Source organism: Pseudomonas sp. B16120 (genome assembly GCF_044218845.1).
Classification (GTDB): domain Bacteria; phylum Pseudomonadota; class Gammaproteobacteria; order Pseudomonadales; family Pseudomonadaceae; genus Aquipseudomonas; species Aquipseudomonas paracarnis.
This window is the reverse complement of the sequence record NZ_CP162588.1, coordinates 552,430-574,882: the sequence shown is the minus strand read 5'-3', so window position 1 is coordinate 574,882 and position 22,453 is coordinate 552,430. Positions and strand designations below refer to the sequence as shown.

At 61.8% G+C, this 22,453-nt stretch carries 14 protein-coding genes and 1 pseudogene; 4 read left to right on the top strand and 11 right to left on the bottom strand.

Annotated features, from left to right (window positions below; all coding sequences use genetic code 11):
* Window positions 1–28: 28 nt before the first annotated feature.
* The 8 genes and pseudogenes from gltB to pilM all read right to left on the bottom strand — a co-directional run bounded on the left by gltB (window position 29) and on the right by pilM (window position 11,728).
* Entirely contained in the window at window positions 29–4,474 is a 4,446-nt protein-coding gene (gltB, locus tag AB4P90_RS02995) for a glutamate synthase large subunit (RefSeq protein ID WP_020302366.1), read from the bottom strand.
* 352 nt (window positions 4,475–4,826) lie between these two features.
* The gene (locus tag AB4P90_RS02990) at window positions 4,827–6,401 is read right to left on the bottom strand and encodes an SPOR domain-containing protein (protein WP_395605647.1); all 1,575 of its coding nucleotides are present in this window, start codon (window positions 6,399–6,401) and stop codon (window positions 4,827–4,829) included.
* Window positions 6,402–6,410: 9 nt separating this feature from the next.
* Entirely contained in the window at window positions 6,411–7,511 is a 1,101-nt protein-coding gene (aroB, locus tag AB4P90_RS02985) for a 3-dehydroquinate synthase (RefSeq protein WP_014716582.1), read from the bottom strand.
* Between the two features lie 126 nt (window positions 7,512–7,637).
* Window positions 7,638–8,156, bottom strand: coding sequence for a shikimate kinase AroK (gene aroK, locus AB4P90_RS02980; protein ID WP_003187914.1), 519 nt, complete (start codon window positions 8,154–8,156; stop codon window positions 7,638–7,640).
* Between the two features lie 4 nt (window positions 8,157–8,160).
* A pseudogene (locus AB4P90_RS02975) lies at window positions 8,161–9,417 on the bottom strand (type IV pilus secretin PilQ); the annotation flags it as partial.
* A 138-nt stretch (window positions 9,418–9,555) separates the two neighbouring features.
* Window positions 9,556–10,527 (bottom strand): pilus assembly protein PilP, encoded by a 972-nt coding sequence (locus AB4P90_RS02970; RefSeq protein WP_395605646.1) that lies wholly within the window; start codon window positions 10,525–10,527, stop codon window positions 9,556–9,558.
* Window positions 10,524–11,075 (bottom strand): PilN domain-containing protein, encoded by a 552-nt coding sequence (locus tag AB4P90_RS02965; protein ID WP_395605645.1) that lies wholly within the window; start codon window positions 11,073–11,075, stop codon window positions 10,524–10,526. The genes AB4P90_RS02970 and AB4P90_RS02965 overlap by 4 nt, the downstream gene beginning before the upstream one ends.
* Window positions 11,072–11,728, bottom strand: a complete 657-nt coding sequence (gene pilM / locus AB4P90_RS02960) for a type IV pilus assembly protein PilM (protein ID WP_032873526.1) — start codon at window positions 11,726–11,728, stop codon at window positions 11,072–11,074. Before pilM ends, AB4P90_RS02965 begins: the two co-directional genes overlap by 4 nt.
* A 233-nt stretch (window positions 11,729–11,961) precedes the next feature.
* Here pilM and AB4P90_RS02955 point away from each other — a divergent pair, with 233 nt between their 5' ends.
* Window positions 11,962–14,424 carry a penicillin-binding protein 1A gene (locus tag AB4P90_RS02955; RefSeq protein WP_395606081.1) on the top strand — a complete coding sequence of 821 codons (2,463 nt, stop codon included), beginning with the start codon at window positions 11,962–11,964 and terminating at the stop codon, window positions 14,422–14,424.
* Between the two features lie 219 nt (window positions 14,425–14,643).
* Here AB4P90_RS02955 and AB4P90_RS02950 read toward each other — a convergent pair whose 3' ends face one another.
* The 3 genes from AB4P90_RS02950 to rpmE all read right to left on the bottom strand — a co-directional run bounded on the left by AB4P90_RS02950 (window position 14,644) and on the right by rpmE (window position 17,146).
* A complete protein-coding gene (locus AB4P90_RS02950) occupies window positions 14,644–15,912 on the bottom strand; it encodes a malic enzyme-like NAD(P)-binding protein (protein WP_014716577.1) in 1,269 nt (422 codons plus the stop codon).
* 182 nt (window positions 15,913–16,094) lie between these two features.
* On the bottom strand, window positions 16,095–16,901 hold the full coding sequence (locus AB4P90_RS02945; protein ID WP_395605644.1) for a thermonuclease family protein: 807 nt from the start codon (window positions 16,899–16,901) through the stop codon (window positions 16,095–16,097).
* Between the two features lie 14 nt (window positions 16,902–16,915).
* Window positions 16,916–17,146 carry a 50S ribosomal protein L31 gene (gene rpmE, locus AB4P90_RS02940; RefSeq protein ID WP_014716575.1) on the bottom strand — a complete coding sequence of 77 codons (231 nt, stop codon included), beginning with the start codon at window positions 17,144–17,146 and terminating at the stop codon, window positions 16,916–16,918.
* A 325-nt stretch (window positions 17,147–17,471) separates the two neighbouring features.
* Between rpmE and AB4P90_RS02935 the strand changes: the two genes are divergently transcribed.
* From AB4P90_RS02935 to AB4P90_RS02925, 3 genes are all read left to right on the top strand, one after another.
* The gene (locus AB4P90_RS02935) at window positions 17,472–19,691 is read left to right on the top strand and encodes a primosomal protein N' (RefSeq protein ID WP_395605643.1); all 2,220 of its coding nucleotides are present in this window, start codon (window positions 17,472–17,474) and stop codon (window positions 19,689–19,691) included.
* 204 nt (window positions 19,692–19,895) lie between these two features.
* Window positions 19,896–21,632 (top strand): arginine--tRNA ligase, encoded by a 1,737-nt coding sequence (gene argS / locus AB4P90_RS02930; RefSeq protein WP_014716573.1) that lies wholly within the window; start codon window positions 19,896–19,898, stop codon window positions 21,630–21,632.
* 1 nt (window position 21,633) lies between these two features.
* Window positions 21,634–22,335 carry an SPOR domain-containing protein gene (locus AB4P90_RS02925; protein ID WP_003187899.1) on the top strand — a complete coding sequence of 234 codons (702 nt, stop codon included), beginning with the start codon at window positions 21,634–21,636 and terminating at the stop codon, window positions 22,333–22,335.
* Window positions 22,336–22,453: the final 118 nt, after the last annotated feature.

The following is a 22,453-nucleotide window of genomic DNA, read 5'->3' as shown; positions in this document are numbered from 1 at the left end:
AAACCTCATCAAACTGTTCAGGCGCATATCACTGCGGGTTGGCACGGATGCTGGAAAGCAACGATTTCAGGTTGGCAGCCTTGGGCTTGACCAGCCAGAAACGACGCAGGTAATCATCGAGGTTTTCGGCGAGGTTACGACCCCATTCGCTGCCGGTTTCCTCGACGTACTCGTCCAGCACGTGCTGCAAGTGGTTCCGGTAGGACTCCATGGCTTCGCCGCTGATGCGCTGGATCTCGACCAACTCGTGGTTGACCTTGTCGACGAAGGTGTTGTCCTGGTCGAGCACGTAGGCGAAACCGCCGGTCATGCCCGAACCGAAGTTGTAACCGGTCTTGCCCAGTACCGCGACAAAGCCTCCGGTCATGTACTCGCAGCAGTGATCGCCAGTACCTTCCACCACGGTGTGGGCACCGGAGTTACGCACGGCGAAACGCTCACCGGCGGTACCTGCGGCAAACAGCTTGCCACCGGTGGCGCCGTACAAGCAGGTGTTGCCGATGATGGCGCTGTCCTGGGTCTTGTACACGCTGCCAGCCGGCGGGACGATGACCAGCTTGCCGCCGGTCATGCCCTTGCCCACGTAGTCGTTGGCGTCGCCTTCCAGGTACATGTGCAGGCCGCCGGCGTTCCACACGCCGAAGCTTTGGCCCGCAGTGCCCTTGAAGCGGAAGGTGATCGGCGCTTTCGCCATGCCCTGGTTGCCGTGCTTGCGCGCGATTTCACCGGAAATGCGAGCACCGATGGAACGGTCGCAGTTGCAGATATCCAGCGCGAATTCGCCACCGCTGGCGTCGTTGATCGAGGAGCCGGCCATTTCGACCATTTTCTCGGCCAGCAGGCCTTTGTCGAACGGTGGGTTGCGGTCCACCTGGCAGAATTGTGGCTTGTCTGCCGGGATGTGATCGCTGCCCAACAGCGGGGTGAGGTCCAGATGTTGTTGCTTGGCGGTCTGGCCTTCGAGGATATCCAACAGGTCGGTGCGACCGATCAGCTCTTCCAGCGAACGTACGCCCAGCTTGGCCAGCCACTCACGGGTTTCTTCGGCGACGTAGGTGAAGAAATTCACCACCATGTCGACGGTGCCGATGTAGTGATCCTTGCGCAGTTTTTCGTTCTGAGTCGCTACGCCGGTAGCGCAGTTGTTCAGGTGGCAGATGCGCAGGTATTTGCAGCCCAGGGCGATCATTGGCGCGGTGCCGAAGCCGAAGCTTTCGGCGCCGAGGATCGCGGCCTTGATCACGTCGAGGCCGGTTTTCAGGCCGCCGTCGGTCTGTACTCGCACCTTCCCGCGCAGATCGTTGCCGCGCAGGGTCTGGTGGGTTTCGGCCAGGCCGAGTTCCCACGGTGCACCGGCGTACTTGATCGAGGTCAGCGGCGACGCGCCAGTGCCGCCGTCGTAGCCGGAGATGGTGATCAGGTCGGCATAGGCCTTGGCCACGCCAGCGGCAATGGTGCCGACGCCGGCTTCTGCCACCAGTTTCACCGAGACCAGGGCCTGAGGGTTGACTTGTTTGAGGTCGAAGATCAACTGCGACAAGTCTTCAATCGAGTAGATGTCATGGTGCGGCGGTGGCGAAATCAGGGTCACGCCCGGTACGGCGTAACGCAGCTTGGCGATCAGGCCGTTGACTTTGCCGCCTGGCAGTTGCCCACCCTCACCCGGCTTGGCGCCCTGGGCAACCTTGATCTGCAGCACCTCGGCATTGACCAGGTACTCCGGGGTCACACCGAAACGGCCGGTGGCCACCTGCTTGATTTTCGAGCTTTTGAGCGTGCCGTAGCGCGCCGGGTCTTCCCCGCCTTCGCCGGAGTTGGAACGCGCACCCAGGCGGTTCATGGCTTCGGCCAGGGCTTCGTGAGCTTCCGGCGACAAGGCACCCAGGGAAATACCGGCGGAGTCGAAGCGCTTGAGGATCGATTCCAGCGGCTCGACTTGGCTGATGTCCATCGGCGTGTCCAGGGTCTTCACCTTGAACAAGTCGCGGATCATCGACACCGGGCGGTTATCCACCAGGCTCGTGTATTCCTTGAACTTGGCGTAGTCGCCCTGCTGCACAGCGGCTTGCAGAGTGTTGACCACGTCGGGGTTATAGGCATGGTATTCGCCACCGTGCACGAACTTGAGCAGGCCACCTTGCTGGATCGGCTTGCGCGCGCTCCAGGCCTCCAAGGCCAGGGCTTTTTGCTCGGCTTCGATGTCGACGAAACGCGCACCCTTGATGCGGCTCGGTACGCCACGGAAGCTCAGCTCGCAGACTTCTTCGGACAGGCCGATGGCTTCGAACAACTGAGCGCCACGGTACGAGGTGACCGTAGAGATGCCCATCTTCGACAGGATCTTCAGCAGGCCCTTGGTGATGCCCTTGCGGTAGTTCTTGAACACTTCATAGAGGTCGCCCAGCACTTCACCGGTACGGATCAGGTCACCCAGCACTTCGTACGCGAGGAACGGGTACACCGCCGAGGCGCCGAAACCGATCAGCACCGCAAAGTGGTGCGGGTCGCGGGCGGTGGCGGTTTCCACGAGGATATTGGAGTCGCAGCGCAGGCCTTTTTCGGTCAGGCGATGGTGCACCGCGCCGGTCGCCAGGGACGCGTGGATCGGCAACTTGCCCGGCGCGATGTGGCGGTCGGTCAGTACGATCTGGGTACGGCCGGCGCGCACGGCTTCTTCAGCCTGGTCAGCAACGTTACGTACAGCCGCTTCAAGGCCCAGGCTCTCGTCGTAGTTCAGGTCGATGATCTGGCGGTCGAAGCCTGGACGCTCCAGGGTCATCAGCGAGCGCCATTTGGCCGGAGAAATGACCGGCGAGCTGAGGATCACGCGGGACGCATGCTCAGGCGATTCCTGGAAGATGTTGCGCTCGGCACCGAGGCACACTTCCAGGGACATCACGATGGCTTCGCGCAGCGGGTCGATCGGTGGGTTGGTCACCTGGGCGAACTGCTGGCGGAAATAGTCGTACGGCGTGCGCACGCGCTGGGACAGCACGGCCATTGGCGTGTCGTCACCCATGGAGCCTACGGCTTCGTAGCCTTGCTCACCGAGTGGGCGCAGCACCTGGTCGCGCTCTTCGAACGTGACCTGATACATCTTCATGTACTGCTTGAGCTGGTCGATGTCGTAGAAAGCCGAACCGTGGTCGTTGTCTTCCATGGTCGCCTGGATGCGCAGGGCGTTCTTGCGCAGCCATTGCTTGTACGGGTGACGCGACTTCAAACGGTTGTCGATGGCGTCGGTGTCGAGGATCTGCCCGGTCTCGGTGTCCACGGCCAGGATCTGGCCAGGGCCCACACGGCCTTTGGCGATCACGTCTTCAGGCTTGTAGTCCCACACGCCGATTTCCGAGGCGAGGGTGATGAAACCGTTGGTGGTGGTCACCCAACGCGCCGGGCGCAGGCCGTTACGGTCGAGCAGGCACACCGCATAGCGGCCGTCGGTCATGACCACGCCGGCCGGGCCGTCCCACGGTTCCATGTGCATCGAGTTGTACTCGTAGAACGCACGCAGGTCCGGGTCCATGGTCTCGACGTTCTGCCACGCTGGCGGAATGATCATGCGCACGCCACGGAACAGGTCGATGCCGCCGGTGACCATCAGTTCGAGCATGTTGTCCATGCTGGAGGAGTCGGAACCCACGCGATTGACCAGCGGGCCGAGCTCTTCGAGGTCCATCAAATCGTTGGCGAACTTGGTGCGACGGGCCTGGGCCCAGTTGCGGTTGCCAGTGATGGTATTGATCTCGCCGTTGTGGGCGAGGAAGCGGAATGGCTGGGCCAGCGGCCACTTCGGCAGGGTATTGGTGGAGAAGCGCTGGTGGAACACGCAGATTGCGGTTTGCAGGCGCTCATCGCTCAGGTCTGGATAGAAGGCGGTGAGGTCCGCCGGCATCATCAGGCCTTTATAAATGATGGTCTTGTGGGAAAAGCTGCAGATGTAATGGTCGGTGTCGGCGGCGTTGAGCACCGACGAACGACGACGGGAGGTGAACAGCTTGATCGCCATGTCCTGGTCGCTCAGGCCATCGCCGGCGATGAACACTTGTTCGATCTGCGGCAGGCGCTCCAGGGCCAGACGGCCGAGTACGCTGGTGTCGATGGGCACTTTGCGCCAGCCGACGATCTTCAGGCCGGCGGCAACGATCTCGCGGTTCATGTTCTCGCGAGCGGCCTCGGCTTTTACCGGGTCCTGGTTGAAAAACACCATGCCCACGGCGTACTGCTTGGGCAGTTCGACCGCAAATTGCTCTTTGGCGACAGCACGCAGGAACTGGTCGGGCTTTTGAATCAGCAAGCCACAGCCGTCACCGGTCTTGCCGTCGGCGTTGATCCCACCGCGGTGGGTCATGCAGGTCAGGGCCTCGATGGCCGTTTGCAAAAGGGTATGACTGGGTTCGCCCTGCATGTGGGCTATCAGGCCGAAACCGCAGTTATCCTTGAATTCATCGGGTTGGTACAGACCTGCTTTCATAGACACTTTCTCACCAGGCTGCCTCTTATATCGAGGCAAATTTCTTTTCAATTCAACCGGTTACCTTCCACGCCGTACGTACGCCGGCTTAGCGGGGGCAAAAGGGAGGTCATTGTACACACCGACACAGACGCTCACAAATTTAGCGACGAAATGTCGCAAATCTATGTCGCATTTATGAAAGGTTTAAAGCGATATGCTGTGCTAGTCAAAACTTTTTTAATTCTGACCGCTACGACTCAAAAGCCACTGTGACGCAGACACCACAAAGCGCGCGGTCTCGGAAGACTGCACGCACTTGCGGATTTTTTTGAGGTGCCGGGAGGGCGGCCTGGGTAAGGCCGCCGGATCTTCAGCGAGTTGCTGCCAGTTCTTGTTGAACGCTGGCAACAGTGCGAGGCCAAGGTTTACCAGCCTGAACCTTCGCTGGCAAGGCTTTGATAGCAGAATCGGCTGCGGCGCGGCTTGGGAAGCTGCCGTAGGTGATCACGTAGAGAGGCTTGCCGTTGAGCACTTTCTTGAAATAACGGTACTGGCCGCCCTGCTCTTTGACGAACGCCTGGGCGTTAGCTTCGGAGCTGGTGCCGAGGATCTGTACCACAAAGTTGCCGGTAGGCTGGCTGCTGTACCAGCTGCTGCCGGCGGCACCGGCCTTGGCCACGGTGGCGGCTGGTTTTTCAGCAGGCTTGGCGGCTGGCGCTGGAGCCGGCGCTGGTTTTGCTACCGGTGCCGGCTTGGCGGTGGCAACGGTCGGCGCAGGCGTTGGCTTGGCCGCTGGCGCTACCGGTGTGACTGGCGCTACCGGAGTGGCTGGCGTGCCAGCCGGTACGCCCGCAGGTGGCGCGGTGGTGGTCACAGTCGGCGGCGTGGCGCTGGAGCCTTCCACCGGCACCCCGTCGTCGCCTTCGGAGATGCCACCGGCTTCTTCTGCCAGCGGGCCGCGCATCACCGGTTGGCCGACCATCGGCAGGTTGGTCGGTTGGCCGGAGTTGGCAAATTCGACGTTCGGCGTGGGCTTGCCCAATGGCAACTGCGCCTGCTCAGTTGGCGCGCCGGTGGTTGTCGGTGCCTTGTTGCGACCCGGGATCAACCAGGCGGCGGCTACAGCGACCACGACAACGGCGGAAATAGCCAATACGTGCTTCTTAGGCATAGTGAACCCCATCTTTGGACGCTTGACCGCAGAGCGGCTGGCAATCATGGCTTCGATCATCGCATCGCGGGCAACCTGGTTGATGTTTCCAGGCCAGCCATCGGAGCTTTCGTGAATATCAGAGATCTGCGCAGCGGTGAAAAGTTCGATACCCGCCCCGGCGCCTTCAAGGCGTTGTGCCAGGTATTCGCGGGTTTCTTCCTCTTCGTACGGCTGCAACTCGATGACGTGGAACAGCTCCTGCTCACCACTGATCTGCTCCAGATCGGCGATCAGCGACGACTCACCGAACAGGAACACATGCGGGCGACCTTCCGGCGTGCCCGCCGCGAGCGCCAGCAGCGCTTCGAGGGCGGATTCGTCGAGCTGCTCGGCGTCATCTACCAGCAGGTAGACTTCCTGGCCGGTCAGGCCCAACTGCACCACTTGCTTGAGAATCGCGTTCGGCTCGGCATTGGAGACGTCCAACGTCTGCGCTACCTGGCGCAATACGCCGGCCGCATCACCGGCACCGCGGGCCGATACCACCACGCTCTGCACCGATTGCTTGTTGGTGCTGGCCACCAGCGCCTGGCGCAGCAAGGTCTTGCCGCTGCCCAGAGGGCCGGTGACCACCAGCAGCAACTGGCTGTAGCGCGCGAGGTGATGCAACTGCCCCAGTACCGGCTTGCGCTGGGCGGGGAAGAATTTGAAACCCGGCACCCGTGGAGCAAAGGGGTCGTGGCTCAAGTGGTAATGGCCGAGGAACGCCTCGTCGGCATGCAAACTAGTCATCGGGTCTTATTAACCTTTGAGCTGGGCCAGGGCGCGGTAATCCGCTCCCAGCGTGGCCTGTAGAATCTCTTTTGGATAATCGTCGGTCACCACGGCTTCGCCGATGTGGCGCAGCAGTACCAGTCGAAGTCGACCGTCGATCACTTTCTTGTCTATCGCCATATGTTCAAGGAAATCCGCCTCGGTCATATCCGTGGGCGGAATAACCGGCAAACCGGCGCGCTGGAACAGGCGGATACCGCGATCACGCTCTTGGGCGCTGATCCAGCCCAGGCGCTGCGACATGTCCAATGCCATCACCGTGCCAGCCGCTACGGCTTCCCCATGCAACCACACACCATAGCCCATGTGCGTTTCGATCGCATGGCCGAAGGTGTGGCCCAGGTTCAGTGTGGCCCGCACACCGGACTCGCGCTCGTCGGCATTGACTACCAGCGCCTTGGCCGCGCATGAGCGGGAAATCGCCTCGGTAAGCGCCACCTGGTCGAGGCCGCGCAAGGCGTCCATGTGCTCTTCCAGCCAGGTCAGGAACGGCTCATCGCAGATCAGCCCGTACTTGATGACTTCCGCCAGGCCGGCCGACAGCTCACGCGGTGGCAGGGTGTTGAGGGTAGCAGTGTCGATCAGCACAGCTTGGGGCTGATAGAACGCGCCGACCATGTTCTTGCCCAGCGGGTGGTTGATACCGGTCTTGCCGCCCACCGACGAATCGACCTGGGACAGCAAGGTGGTCGGCACCTGGATAAAATCCACGCCGCGCTGGTAGCAGGCCGCGGCAAAACCGGCCATGTCGCCAATCACACCGCCGCCCAGGGCGACCACAGTGGTTCGACGGTCATGGCGTGCGGTCAGCAGGCCATCAAAGATCAGTTGCAGGGTTTCCCAGTTTTTGTGGGCCTCGCCGTCAGGCAACACCACGGAGATCACCGAGTACGCCGCCAGGCTGCGGCTCAAACGCTCAAGATACAGCGGCGCGACCGTTTCGTTGGAGATGATCGCCACCTGTCGGCCGGCAATATGCGGCGCAAGCAGTTCGGGCTGGTCCAACAGACCTGCGCCAATGTGGATCGGGTAGCTGCGCTCGCCTAGATCGACCTTAAGTGTCTGCATGTGTCCCCGCGTTGAAGATGTATTGACGACCGGCACTGTCGATATCTCGACACCGCCTAGTGGCTCTACGCCATACCTTACAGGGTGAAGGCGCGCCGCCGAGAATAGCGCATTTCGGGCCAGGCTTTAACGGGGTGGCAACCGTTGCAAGCGCTCGAGGATGTCGAGCACGACCATCCGAGGTGGCCGCTCATCGGTTTCCACCACTAGATCGGCGATTTCCCGGTACAGCGGATCGCGCAGCGCCAGCAGGTCACGCAGGGTTTTGGCCGGGTCGGCAGTGCGCAACAACGGGCGATTGCGATCACGGGCGGTACGGCCCACCTGCTGCTCGACCGACGCGTGCAAATACACCACTCGACCACCGGCATGCAGCGCCCGACGGTTTTCATCGCGCATGACAGCGCCACCGCCGGTCGCCAATACCACGCCATCGCAGCCGCACAGCTCGGCAATCATCGCCTGCTCGCGGTCACGAAAGCCCAGCTCGCCTTCTTTATCGAAGATCCATGGGATATTGGCACCCGTGCGCAATTCAATTTCCTTGTCGGAATCTTTGAACGGCAGGCGCAGCTCTTTGGCCAGCAAACGGCCGATGGTGCTTTTTCCAGCCCCCATCGGCCCTACAAGAATCAAATTTCGCACAGAATCAACGACTCACAGCAATCGCCTGGTTATTCATGATACGCGGAGTCAGGAATACCAGCAGCTCGGATTTTTTCTCCGCCAGCACATCGCGCCGGAAAAGGCGGCCAAGATACGGCACATCGCCCAAAAATGGCACTTTATCTACCACTTTGCTCTGGGTGTTGGAGAAAACCCCGCCAATGACGATGGTCTCGCCATCCCTGACCAGAACCTTGGCGTTGACCTCGTTTTTCTTGATCGGCGGCACGTCATTGAGGCGATTCAGGTAGTCAGGCTCATCCTTGGTGACCTTGACCGCCATGATCACATGGTCGTCGGGGGTGATTTGCGGCGTGACTTCAAGCGACAGCGAAGCCTCTTTGAACGACACCGAGGTGGCGCCCTGGGAGGTGGATTCCTGGTAAGGAATCTCGGTGCCCTTGAGGATGCGTGCAGTCTCTTTGTCGGAGGTGACGACCTTGGGCTGCGAGACGATCTCACCGTTGCCGGTTTTTTCCATGGCGGTCAGCTCAAGGTCCAGCAACAGGTTGTCGGTGATATAGGCGATTCCCAGGCCCGAGGTTCCGGCCAGCGACCCCAAGTCGACAAAGGGTGAACTGGGTGGGTTTTGCGGCGGCTCGGCACCCTCCGCCGGCGGCTTGGCAATACCGCCAACGCCGCCGTTGCCGCGGGTGAGCCGCCCACCCCAGCGCACACCCAGGCTTTTGTCGTAGTCGACATTGGCCTCCACAATTCGCGCCTCGATCATGACCTGGCGTACCGGGATATCCAGCTGCGCCACGATGCGCCGCAGCTCTTGGAGCCGCTCGCCAGTCTGGTAGGCGATGATGTTGTTGGTGCGGTCATCCACCGCCACCGAACCGCGCTCATCGGTGGCGCCCTCAAAGCCGGTCACCGACTGAAACAGCTTGGCCAGGTCGGCGGCCTTGGCGTAATTGACCTGCAGCAGCTCCCGACGCAAGGGCGCCAGCTCGGCCATCTGCTTGCGCGACTCCAGCATCAACAGCTCTCGGGCAGCCAATTCATCGGCGGGCGCCACCAGCAGCACGCCCGCCTTGACTCGCTTGTCCAAGCCCTTGGTTTGCAGTACCAGGTCCAGAGCCTGGTCCCAGGGCACATCCTTGAGCCGCAGGGTGATCGAGCCCTGCACCTCATCGCTGGTCACCAGGTTGAGCCCGGCGACATCGGCGATTTGCTGCAATACCGCACGCAAGTCGATGTCTTGGAAATTCAGGGTCAGTTTGGCGCCTGTATAGCTGACCGGCGGGGCGCTGTCGGGCGGCGGCAGTTGGATAAGGTCCAGGCGATTGGGCACAGCAGCAGCCATCGGTGCCGTGAACGCTATCCATAGCGCCACACCGAAGGACGAGAAGGTCCTTTTCATTGTTTGATTCCGTTATGAGTTGACGTTCAGCACAAGGGTTCGCGGGCGTTCCAGCCAGGCACCCTGTCCATCGGGAAACAGCTCCACCAGCTCGACAGCAGCGTCTTGAATGGCCGTGACCTGGCCATGGTCCGGCCCCAGGTAATCACCCACCGCCAGCCGATACACCCTGGCCCCAGCCCGCAACAAGGCAAAGGCCTGCGCACCACGGGACAACGTGCCGACCATTTCGAACTGGTCGAGACGCATACCCTCCAACAGTCCCCGTGGCCGGGTGAAATCCGGGGCATGGGCCGGGCGGCCCGGAACGTGGGCTGCCTGCAAGGCGGGCGGCGTGAACGGGTCGCGCAAGGACGAGGGCTCGTAGACAAACAGCGGCCCTGGGTCGAGCACCGGACGGGCCTTGCCGTTTTGCAGGGTGCTGCGATAGGTCTTGGCGAGCATGTTCAGCCGTAACAAGGCGCCCTGATGCCCAAGCGTAACGTCCTGCACGGTGACTACCCGCGGCAGCCCACCCAAGGCACTGACAAACGTCGCCAGGTCGTGGTAAGCCCCGGAGGCGCTTACCTGCATGGGTTGTTCGATATAAAGCTGCCGAGGCGCTTCATCCAGCACGGTGATGCCTTCGACCCACACCCCATGGGCAGCCGCCAGCCGGGCGATGTCTTCCAGCACGGCAGGCAGCTCGGACTCGCCGGGCAATTGCCCTAGAAGGCTGGCAAGGTTGTCTTCCATGCTCCGGACTTGCCGGGTGCGCAGCTCAAGGCTCGCGGCTAGGTCGGACTTTTCTGTGAGTTGCTGCTGCAGCGCCTGCTCCCGCGCCTCAAGCCCGTGCAATCGCTCCCGCTGCGGCCCCCCATGCGAAACCTCGCCCAGCACCAGCACCAGGCCGGCCAGCGCACAGCCAAGCAGCACCTTGCCCGGCAGGGACCATTTAGCAGCGTTGTAAGAGAGCGTGGAAAAATCGAGCCTGGGCAGGCTCATGGTTGCGCCTCGCTGGATTCTCCCTGGCGCACCATCAGCTGAAATTCGCTTTCGCCGCGCGCACCTTCGGCCTGCACGCGCTGCAGACGGGTCGAACTGGAACCCTGGGCTGGCTTGAGCTGCTGCATCAAACGGGCGATATCCTGGTTGCTTTCAGCCGTGCCGCGAATGCTGATGGTGTCGCCGTTTGCGACCACCTCATGCAGATGGACACCTTCAGGCACCGCACGCGCCAATTGCTCGAACAATCGAGCCCCGGAAGAGCGGGCATCGTGCAGGTCCTGAACCACCTTCATGCGTTCGGCCAGTTGCTGGCTTCGCTCCTGAAGATCGTCGATCGTCTTGATGCGCGAGTCCTGGGTGGCGATGTGCTCTTCCAGGCGGCTGTTGCGGCTTACCTGCCGGTCTATCGCCTGGTCGATCACTTGATCAGCCAACCACAATGCCGCGAGCGCCATGCAGGCAAACGCCAGCAATAGCACCAACAGGTATTTGCGCCTGCGCTCCGCCAGGGCCTGGCGCCAAGGCAAAAGATTGATTCGTGTCATCCAGCGAAACTCCTCAGGGCCAGCCCGCAAGCCACTCCCATCCCTTGGGCATCCAAGGCCCATTGTGCACCATCGACTCTGTGACCCGGCGTGAAGCTGGCAAAATCCTGAAGGCAAGCGCGCTGCAATGCAAACCCTTCTACATCAACCACCCGCGGCACCAGCCCCGCCAGGGCCAAAACCGCCTCGCGCGCTTCGACCTGCTCGCGCAGGCACGCCGCCAGCATCACCTCCACCCACTGTGGGCCTTGAGCCGATGGCCCTTGAACCTGAAAGTCGATGGCCACTTCATCCAATGGATAAGGGATGAACTGGTCGGCTTCCATCTGGATCTTCCAGGCCATTTCCTCGTCGCTGAGGCCTGCGTCCATGTCAATCAGCCGGGTAATTACCGACGGGCCCGCAACCGCCACGGCGGCGTACCGGGCCGAGGTACCCAGGCGCGACAGCGCCTGTTGCAGCCCCCGGCCCACACCCTCAAGGTCCAGCAGGGTGCCGTCGACCACCGCGTGGGGCGCCAGCACTTGCGTGGCGTAGCCCTGGACGCTGAAACCGCCGGATGAACGGCCCAGTTCGATCAGCTTGATGCCACTGTCATTGATATCGACCCCCAACACCGTGTCGACTTTTCGCCTGAAAAATCCCTTTCCCATAAAACTCCCCAAAACTTTCCCTGTCATACCGGCTGTCATCTCGCCTGATTGCTGCCAGGCACCTTGCATTCGGTCGGCTTGTTCAAGGCTCGCGAATGACGCCCCAAGCCGAAAAATGCTTTAATGCCCAGCGTTTTTTCCCGCTTTTTATCTGCTGCCCGGGTCGATCCATCGTTTGCCATGCATGCCCCGACGCGTAACTCTTTCTTTTCTCTGGAAATCCAAAAGCCTTGATTCGTCTGCTGAAGTTTTTCGGGTACTCCATTGTCGCCATCGTCTGCGGGCTGCTGCTCGTGTTCAGCGGGGCCTACCTCTACCTTAGTCCGGGTTTGCCCTCCGTAGAGGCCCTCAGAAGTATCCAGTTGCAGATTCCTTTGCGGGTCTACAGCAGCGATGACAAGTTGATCGCGGAGTTCGGCGAAATGCGCCGCACACCGATCCGTTTCGCCGATATTCCACCCAATTTCATCAGCGCATTGCTGTCCGCCGAAGACGATAATTTCGCCAACCACTACGGCGTAGACCCCAGCAGCCTGGTGCGTGCAGCCACACAACTGGTAAAAAGCGGACACATTCAATCGGGCGGCAGCACCATCACCATGCAGGTGGCGAAGAACTTCTTCCTCACCAGCGAGCGCAGCTTTTCCCGCAAGGCCACCGAAATCCTGTTGGCGCTGCAGATCGAACGCCAGCTGACCAAGGATGAAATCCTCGAGCTGTACGTCAACAAAATCTACTTGGGCAACCGCGCCTACGGCATCGAGGCCGCGTCCCAGGTCTATTACGGCAAGTCGATTCGTGACGCCAGCCTGGCGCAGATGGCCATGATTGCTGGCCTGCCCAAGGCACCTTCGCGCTTCAACCCGCTGGCCAACCCGGCGCGCAGCAAAGAACGCCGCGACTGGATCCTGGGCCGCATGTACAAGCTGGGCAAGATCGACCAGGCCGCTTATGAAAGCGCCGTGGCCGAGCCGCTGAATGCCAGCTATCACGTGCCGACGCCCGAAGTGAATGCACCCTATATCGCTGAAATGGCCCGCGCCGAGATGGTTGGCCGTTATGGCAGCGAGGCCTACACCGAAGGTTTCCGCGTCACCACGACGGTGCCGAGCAACTTGCAGGAAATCGCCAACCATTCGGTACATGAAGGCCTGATTACTTATGACCAGCGTCACGGCTACCGCGGTCCCGAGTCGCGCCTGCCGGGCAAGACCCTGAGTGCCTGGACCACCGAATTGAGCAAACAGCGTTCGATCAGCGGCCTGGACCCGGCCATCGTTACCCAGGTATCGAAAGACGGCATCCAAGTGCTGACCCGTTCTGGCGAAGCCCATGTAGCCTGGGACAGCATGAAGTGGGCGCGCCCGTTCCTGAACACCAACAGCATGGGCGCGATGCCCAAGCAGCCCTCCGACGTGGCCCAGGTGGGTGATCTGATCCGCGTGCAACGCCAGAAGGATGACAGCCTCAAATTCAGCCAGGTGCCGCTCGCCCAGGGCGCCCTGGTGTCCCTGGACCCGCAGAACGGTGCGATCCGTGCGCTGGTCGGCGGTTTTGCCTTTGAGCAGAGCAACTACAACCGCGCTACCCAGGCCAAGCGCCAGCCAGGCTCCAGCTTCAAGCCGTTCGTCTACAGTGCCGCACTGGACAACGGCTACACCGCCGCCAGCCTGGTCAACGACGCGCCAATCGTGTTTGTCGACGAATACCTGGACAAGGTCTGGCGCCCGAAGAATGACACCAACACGTTCCTCGGCCCGATCCGTATCCGCGAGGCGCTGTACAAGTCGCGCAACCTGGTGTCGATTCGCCTGTTGCAGGCGATGGGCGTAGGCAAGACCATCGACTACATGACGCGCTTTGGCTTCGCCAAGTCGGACCTGCCGCCGAACCTGTCCCTGGCCCTGGGTACCGCAACCCTCACGCCGATGGAAATCGCCACCGGCTGGAGCACCTTTGCCAACGGCGGCTACAAGATCGCGCCTTACCTGATCGACAAGATCGAAAGCCGCAATGGCGACACCCTGTTTACTGCCAATCCGCCACAGGTACCGGGTGATGTGGTCAATGGCGTGGCGGCAACCGACGGCCTTGCGGCACCGAGCAACGGCGGTATCACCATCGAGCCGACGCCAGGCACGCCGTCGGCCGCAAACGCCAGCGCACCGGCCGAACCGCAAGCGCCAGCGGTTGCCGAGCGCATCGTGGATGGCCGTACTACCTACATCCTCAACAGCATCCTGCAAGACGTGATCAAGAAGGGCACCGGCCGCCGCGCACTGGCCCTGGGCCGCGCGGATATCGCTGGCAAGACCGGTACCACCAACGAATCCAAGGACGCCTGGTTCTCCGGCTACAACGGCGACTACGTGACCACCGTGTGGACCGGCTATGACCAGCCTGAAAGCCTGGGCCGCCGCGAGTTTGGTGGCACCGTCGCCCTGCCGATCTGGATGAGCTACATGGGCGCAGCGCTCAAGGACAAGCCGCTGCATACCCAGCCAGAGCCGGAAGGCATCCTCAGCCTGCGCATCGACCCGATCAGTGGCCGCGCAGCTTCACCGAGCACGCCGAATGCGTACTTCGAGCTGTTCAAGAGCGAAGACACACCGCCGTCGGTCAACGAACTGGGCAACGGCGCAATGCCGGGCAGCCCACTGCCGGCGGATGAAGGCGCGCCGATCGATTTGTTCTGACCTGATCACGCTGATCGGCCGATCGTTCCCACGCTCCGCGTGGGAATGCATCCTGTGACGCTCTGCGTCACGACCTCAAAAGCAGACGCGGAGCGTCCAGGTGGGCATTCCCACGCAGAGCGTGGGAATGATCAGCCAAAGCCTCTCGTGAATCGCTACCCACAAAAAAGCCCCGACTGATCACTCAGCCGGGGCTTTTTGTTGGTGCGCTATAACGGCTTAGCCGTTGAACACATCATCCACGCTCTGCAGCGGGTAGTTCTTTGGATACGGCAGGGTAGCCACACCAGTCTCGATCGCGGCCTTGGCCACGGCATCGGAGATCAGGGTGATCAGGCGCTTATCCATTGGTTTTGGAATGATGTACTCACGACCGAATTCCAGCTTGGCGCCACCGTAGGCGTCGCACACGTCCTGAGGTACCGGCAGCTTGGCCAGTTCACGCAGGGCGTTGGCAGCGGCCACTTTCATTTCTTCGTTGATACGCTTGGCGCGAACGTCCAGGGCACCACGGAAGATGAACGGGAAGCCCAATACGTTGTTGACCTGGTTCGGGTAGTCCGAACGGCCGGTGGCCATGATCACGTCGCTGCGAGTGGCGTGGGCCAGCTCAGGAGAAATTTCCGGATCCGGGTTGGAGCAGGCGAACACGATAGGGTTCGGCGCCATGGATTTCAGGCCTTCAGCGCTCAGCAAGTTCGGGCCGGACAGGCCAACGAACACGTCGGCACCGTCGAGGGCGTCAGCCAGGGTGCGCTTGGAGGACGGATGGGCAAACATCGCCTTGTACTGGTTCAGGTCGGTACGCTCGGACTGGATCACGCCCTTGCTGTCGACCATATAGATGTTTTCCAGCTTGGCGCCCATGCTGATGATCAGCTTCATGCAGGAAATGGCCGCGGCACCGGCGCCCAGGCAGACGATTTTCGCCTCGCCCAGGGTTTTGCCAGCGATTTCCAGGGCGTTGATCATGCCGGCTGCGGTAACGATCGCGGTGCCGTGCTGGTCATCGTGGAATACCGGAATGTCGCACTGCTCGATCAGGGCCTTTTCGATCTCGAAGCACTCAGGTGCCTTGATGTCTTCCAGGTTGATGCCACCGAATGTGATGGAAATGCGCTTGACGGTGTCGATGAACGCCTGCGGGCTTTCGGAATCGACTTCGATGTCGAAAACGTCGATGCCGGCAAAGCGCTTGAACAGCACGCCCTTGCCTTCCATGACTGGCTTGGAAGCCAATGGGCCGAGGTTACCCAGGCCCAGAATCGCGGTGCCATCGGAAATCACTGCAACCAGGTTGCCTTTGCCGGTGTACTTGTACGCCAGCTCTGGGTCACGGGCGATTTCACGTACGGGTTCGGCAACACCAGGGCTGTAGGCCAGCGACAGGTCGCGGGCAGTGGCAGTGGCTTTGGTGAGCTCTACACTCAGCTTTCCTGGACGAGGATTGGCATGGTATTCGAGAGCGGCAGTTTTCAAATCAGACATATCGGCATTCCGCTTTTACTGTTGGTCGACGGACCGCCGAGGATACGCGTGTCGTAAAGTCCCTACAAGACTGGGCAGTCACAGGTGTCAAGGGCCCTGGGCTACGACTTTTGGCCAAGAGCCACGGGATACAAGGGCTCAACTGTTCACAATCGAAATAAAAAATGTCTACAATTTTTTATTCAAAGCGTCGATTTCAGCATGCGAGAGTCGGTTATTGGCAACAGCCAGCGTGCTTGGCCTTTTTTCAGGCCGCCACGGCGGGAACGATCCCGCACCCAGCCACGCGCCTCAAGGGTGCGGCCTTGCAGACCATTGAGCATGGCCGTATCGAACTGGCTGATCAGCTCGGGCGCAATGCGTAATACCAGTGAACCCTGCAATTCAATCCAGATTCCGCCGCGATTGCGCTCGATCTTGCTGACCCGACCAGCCACCAGGGCAAACCCGGAGCGCTTGAGATTGGCCACGTTTTGCACCGGCGATTGGCGCCACAGGCCGAGCCGTGACTGGCGGGCGCTGTTTTCGGCCGCCTGCTGGCAGGCCACCAGGTCCACGTTCGGCGCCACGCCCACCTGGTACCCCAGGCCCTCGGCCAGCAGTTGCGCCTCCAGGTTCTCGCCATTGGCGCCGTAGAGGTAAGCCAGGGTGCGCCCGTAATGATCTTTGCCTTCGCGCCCCGGCACCAGGCCGACACGCCCATCACTGGCCTTGACCAACGCCTGCAGGCGCTGGCGTGCGGCGACGGCAAATGGCTCGTCTGGACGGCCCTTCTTGCCGGTTTCCGGCGCATTGAGGCCGATCATACGTACGCTGCGACCATCCTTGAGGCGTACTGTGTCGCCATCCACCACACGCTGCACCTCAACGCGGGCGATAGCTGCCGGGGCGGGGCAGAATGCATCGGCCTCAGCGGTCACCAGCCAAATTCCAGGCACAAAAAAGGCGCCCACAAGGGACGCCTTTTTCAACAGCGGGTAAAAGCCCATAAGGCTCTTGAACCTTACTCTGCTGGAGTAGCAGGCTTCTTGCCGAAAGCACCAAAGCGATCTGCGAAGCGCTGTACGCGGCCGCCGGTGTCCAGAGTTTTCTGCTTACCGGTGTAGAACGGGTGGCACTCGTTGCATACGTCAGTACCCAGTGGCTTGCACAGGTTCGAACGAGTTTCGAACTTGTTGCCGCAGCTGCAGGTGACTTGGATGGTTTCGTACGCTGGATGGATATCGGCTTTCATGGCACTTCCTCAGGCTAGCGTGCCGCCACTCGACACTATTGTCGAATACCGCACGTAATTAGGCCGCGGATTCTACCAGACCTTTTTAATCGCGCAAGCGGCGGTAATGGCCGAAAGCTCCCTTTCATCAGATATTCCTGACACACCGCCGACAATGTGGGAGCCGGGCTTGCCCGCGAAGACGGTGTGTCAGTCACTGCACTAGCGCTTTCGCAGGCAAGCCAGCTCCCACAAGATCCGGTTCCAGTACTGGAGACGTGACAACCCCGGTCTGCTAGGCTCCCGCCCCTGCGCCACCGCTGCCTTAATAGATGAGACTCCTCGCGTGCCCGACGCCATTTTGCGCCTAGCCCTGCCCTCGCCCCTGCGCCGCCTGTTCGATTACCGGGCCCCGCCCGGCGTGTCGCGTGCGCAGTTGCAGCCAGGCATGCGCGTGCGCGTGCCGTTCGGGCGCAGGGAAATGATCGGCATTCTGGTGGAAGTTACCGACCACAGCGAAGTGCCTGCCGAAAAGCTCAAGCCGGCTATTGCCCTGCTCGACGCCACACCGCCGCTGCCGCCCGCGCTGTTCAAGCTGTGCCTGTGGACCGCGCAGTATTACCAACACAGCCTGGGCGATACCTTGAGCTGGGCGCTGCCGGTGCTGCTGCGCCAGGGCGAACTGGCCGAAGCGCGCCAGGAGCGTTTCTGGTCGATGGCGCCCGGAGCACGCCTCGACGACCCGCGCATCGCCCGCGCCCCGCGCCAGCGTGAGGCCCTGGCCACCTTGGCGCAGCATCCACACGGCGTGGCCCATCAGCTATTAAGCAAGCTGATGCTGAGCAAAGACAGCCTCGACCTGCTGCTGGCCAAGGGCCTGGTGCAGGTGGAAATCCGCAAGCACGCCCCGGACCCCCGCCACGAACACTGGCTGGCCCAGCCGGAGTTGCCGCTGAACCCCGAGCAACGCGCCGCGTATGAGGCGATTCGCGCCGGTTTCGACAGTTTCCACGCGTTCCTGCTAGCCGGCGTCACCGGCAGCGGCAAGACCGAAGTCTATTTGCAACTGATCCGCGAAACCCTGCAGGCGGGCAAGCAGGCACTGGTGCTGATCCCCGAGATCAATCTGGGCCCGCAGACCGTGGCGCGTTTCGAGCAACGCTTCAATGCCCGGATCGCCCTGGTGCACTCAGCGGTCAATGACCGTGAACGCCTGGAGTCGTGGCTGGCGGCGCGGGACGGCGAGGCCGACATTATTATCGGCACGCGCTCAGCACTGTTCACGCCGATGAAAAACCCCGGGCTGATCATCGTCGACGAGGAGCACGATGGCTCCTATAAACAGCAGGAAGGTTTGCGCTACCACGCCCGCGACCTCGCGCTCGTGCGCGCCCGCCAGGAAGACATCCCGATTGTGCTGGGCTCGGCCACGCCGTCCCTGGAAAGCCTGCACAACGCCTACACCGGCCGTTACGGGCTGCTGCGCCTGAACGAGCGCGCCGGCGGCGCCAAACAACCGCGTTTCCTGCGCCTGGACGTGAAAAGCCGCCCGCTGGACAGCGGCATTTCCGGGCCGATGCAACAGGCCATTGGCCAGACCCTCGCCGCGGGCCAGCAAGTATTGGTGTTCCTCAACCGCCGCGGCTTTGCGCCGACACTGCTGTGCCATGACTGCGGCTGGATGTCCGGCTGCGAGCGCTGCGATGCGCGCATGACGGTGCACCAGCGCCACGGCGAGTTACGCTGCCATCACTGCGGCCATGTGGAACGGGTACCGCGCCATTGCCCGCAGTGCGGCAAGGTGGACCTGCGGCCCGTGGGCGCCGGCACCGAGCGCGCCGAAGAACGCCTGGGCATTCTGTTCCCGGATTACCCGGTGCTGCGGGTCGACCGCGACAGCACGTCGCGCAAAGACGCTATGAACCAACTGTTCACCACCATCCACAAGGGCCAACCGTGCATTCTGGTGGGCACGCAGATGCTTGCCAAAGGGCATCACTTCCCACGGGTGACCCTGGTGTCGATCCTGGATGCCGATGGCGGGCTGTTCTCCGGGGATTTTCGCGCCAGCGAACGCATGGCGCAGTTGATCGTGCAGGTGGCAGGGCGCGCCGGGCGGGCCGAAGAGCCAGGCAGGGTGATTATCCAGACGCACCTGGCCGACCACCCGCTGCTGATTCAACTGACGGAACAAGGCTACTTTGCCTTCGCCGAGCAGGCCTTGAGCGAACGCCGCGCCGCCGGCCTCCCGCCCTTTGCGCACCTGGCGCTGCTGCGTGCCGAAGCTCACAAACCCGGGCAGGCCGAAGGCTTTCTTGATGAGGCCTGCAGCGCCGCTGAGCGTTTATTGGGCGAACTGGCCCTCAGTGGCATCGAACTACTCGGCCCGGTGCCAGCGCCCATGGAGCGGCGCGCCGGACGTTATCGCGCTCAGCTACTCTTGCAGGCAACCTCCCGCGCCCCGCTGCATCGGCTATTAAGTCGCTGGATGCTTGAGCTGGAGCAACTGCCAAGCGGTCGGCAGGTGCGATGGTCGTTGGATGTAGACCCGGTAGATTTGTATTGAGGGTAATTACGTCACCGCAGGCAAGCCAGCTCCCACATTATGAAATATAAACCCCCTTAAATGTGGGAGCGGGCTTGCCCGCGAAGAGGCCCGCAGGTCCGCCATATAGTCTGAACGGTTGGCAAGCCCGCCCTCGCCACGGATAATGCCCAGTTTTTCCACCTGCGCATCGCGCGCCGCCGCTTGCGGTCGAAAGAGAACACCATGAAAGACACCATTCGCCAGCTGATCCAACAAGCCCTCACCCAACTCGTCCACGAAGGTGTGTTGCCTGAAGGCCTGTCGCCGGCGATCCAGGTGGAGAACACCCGCGACAAGACCCATGGCGACTTCGCCAGCAACATCGCGATGATGCTGTCCAAGCCGGCCGGCATGAAGCCGCGTGACCTGGCAGAAAAAATCATCGCAGCCCTGCCGGCTGACGCCAGTGTCACCAAGGCCGAAATCGCCGGCCCAGGCTTTATCAACTTCTTTCAGAACACCCAGGCCCTGGCGTCACGCCTGGATGCCGCCCTGGCCGATGCCCGCATCGGTGCGCGCAAGGCCGGCGACAGCCAGCGCGTGGTCATTGACCTGTCGGCACCGAACCTGGCCAAGGAAATGCACGTGGGCCACCTGCGCTCCACCATCATTGGCGACGGCGTGGCACGGGTGCTGGAATTCCTCGGCGACACCGTGATCCGCCAGAATCACGTGGGCGACTGGGGTACCCAGTTCGGCATGCTGATGGCCTACCTGCAGGAAAACCCGATCACCAGCAACGAGCTGGCCGACCTGGAAAACTTCTACCGCGCCGCCAAAAAGCGGTTTGACGAGTCTGAAGAGTTCGCCGACCGCGCACGGGGCCTGGTGGTCAAGCTGCAAGCCGGCGACGAAGAGTGCCTGGCGCTGTGGAACCGCTTCCGTGAAATTTCCCTGTCCCATTGCCAGGAAATCTACGAGCTGCTCAATGTGAAACTGACCATGGCCGACGTGATGGGCGAAAGCGCCTACAACGACGACCTGATCAACGTGGTCAACGACCTCAAGGCCAAGGGCCTGCTGGTCGAAAGCAACGGCGCCCAGTGCGTGTTCCTCGAAGAATTCAAGACCGCCGACGGCGAGCCGCTGCCGGTGATCATCGTCAAGGCCGATGGCGGCTACCTCTACGCCACCACTGACCTGGCCGCCGTGCGTTACCGCAGTGGCGTGCTCAAGGCTGATCGTGCGCTGTACTTCGTCGACCAGCGCCAGGCCCTGCACTTCCAGCAGGTGTTCGAAGTGGCCCGTCGCGCCGGTTTCGTCACCCACCCGATGCACATGGAGCACATGGGCTTTGGCACCATGAACGGCGCCGATGGCCGCCCCTTCAAGACCCGCGACGGCGGCACCGTGAAGCTGATCGACCTGCTGACCGAAGCCCAGGAACGTGCCTACAACCTGGTGAAGGAAAAGAACCCAGAGCTGGCCGAGGCCGACCTGCGTAATATTGCCCGCGTGGTGGGCATTGGCGCGGTGAAATACGCCGACCTGTCCAAGCACCGCACCAGCGACTACAGCTTCAACTTCGACCTGATGCTCAACTTCGAAGGCAACACCGCGCCGTACCTGCTGTACGCCTACACCCGCGTGGCCGGGGTATTCCGCAAGCTGGGCAAGGACTTCAGCGAAGTCGAAGGCCAGATCGCGCTGGACGCCGCCCACGAACAGGAACTGGCGGCCAAGCTCGCGCAATTTGGCGAAGTGCTCAACAGCGTTGGCGAAAAAGGCACGCCGCACATCCTGTGCACCTATTTGTACGAAGTGGCCGGCCTGTTCTCCAGCTTCTACGAGAACTGCCCGATCCTGACCGCCGACGACGAAGCCCAGAAACAAAGTCGCCTGCGCCTTGCCGCATTGGCTGGACGCACCCTCAAGCAAGGCCTGGAACTCTTGGGCCTGGAAACTCTGGAGCGTATGTAAGTTGGCTGCCAAGAAAAAACCTGCACCCAAGCGCGGCGCCAGCCGCTACCAGGCCCCGGCGAAGCAACCGATTCCGGGTTGGTTGTGGATGGCCATCGGCCTTACGGTCGGCGCATTTATCGTGTTTCTGATGAAGCTGGAGCCCGGCCAGGGCGATGACGTCAAGCGCGTCAAACAGGAGCAGCAAAAGGCCACTAAGATCGCCGAAGCCAACAAGACCGCGCCGAGCCCGACCGCACCGGTAAAGCCCAAGTACGACTTCTACACGCTGCTGCCGGAATCGGAAGTGATCGTGCCGCCTGACGCCGTGCCGGAAAAAACCCTGCCGACGCCACAAGTGCCGACCACGCCGGTAACCCCAGCGGAAGCGGCGAAAATCGACACGGCGCGCGCCCAGGCCGCGCTGGCCGGTATCACGCCGCCGCCAGCACCGCCGGTGGCTGCAACCAAGGCGGCGCCGGTGACCAAGTTCTTCCTGCAAGCGGGCTCGTTCCCGAAACAGGCGGATGCGGACCGTGTACGCGCACAGATCATTCTGTTGGGCCAATCGGTATCGGTTGAGTCCGGCACGGTGAAGGACGCGACCTGGTATCGCGTATTGGTGGGGCCGTTCAGCAACCGCGAACAGCTGACCGTGGCGCAAAAGCAATTGGCCGGCGCCGGGTTTAGCAACCTGTTGTTACAACAACGCCAGAGCCGCTGACGCATACCCACTGATCGTTCCCACGCTCCGCGTGGGAACGTGCCCCTTGACGCTTTGCGTCACAGAGCAGGCGCAGAGCGCCCAAGGAGGCATTACCACGCGGAGCGTGGGAACGATC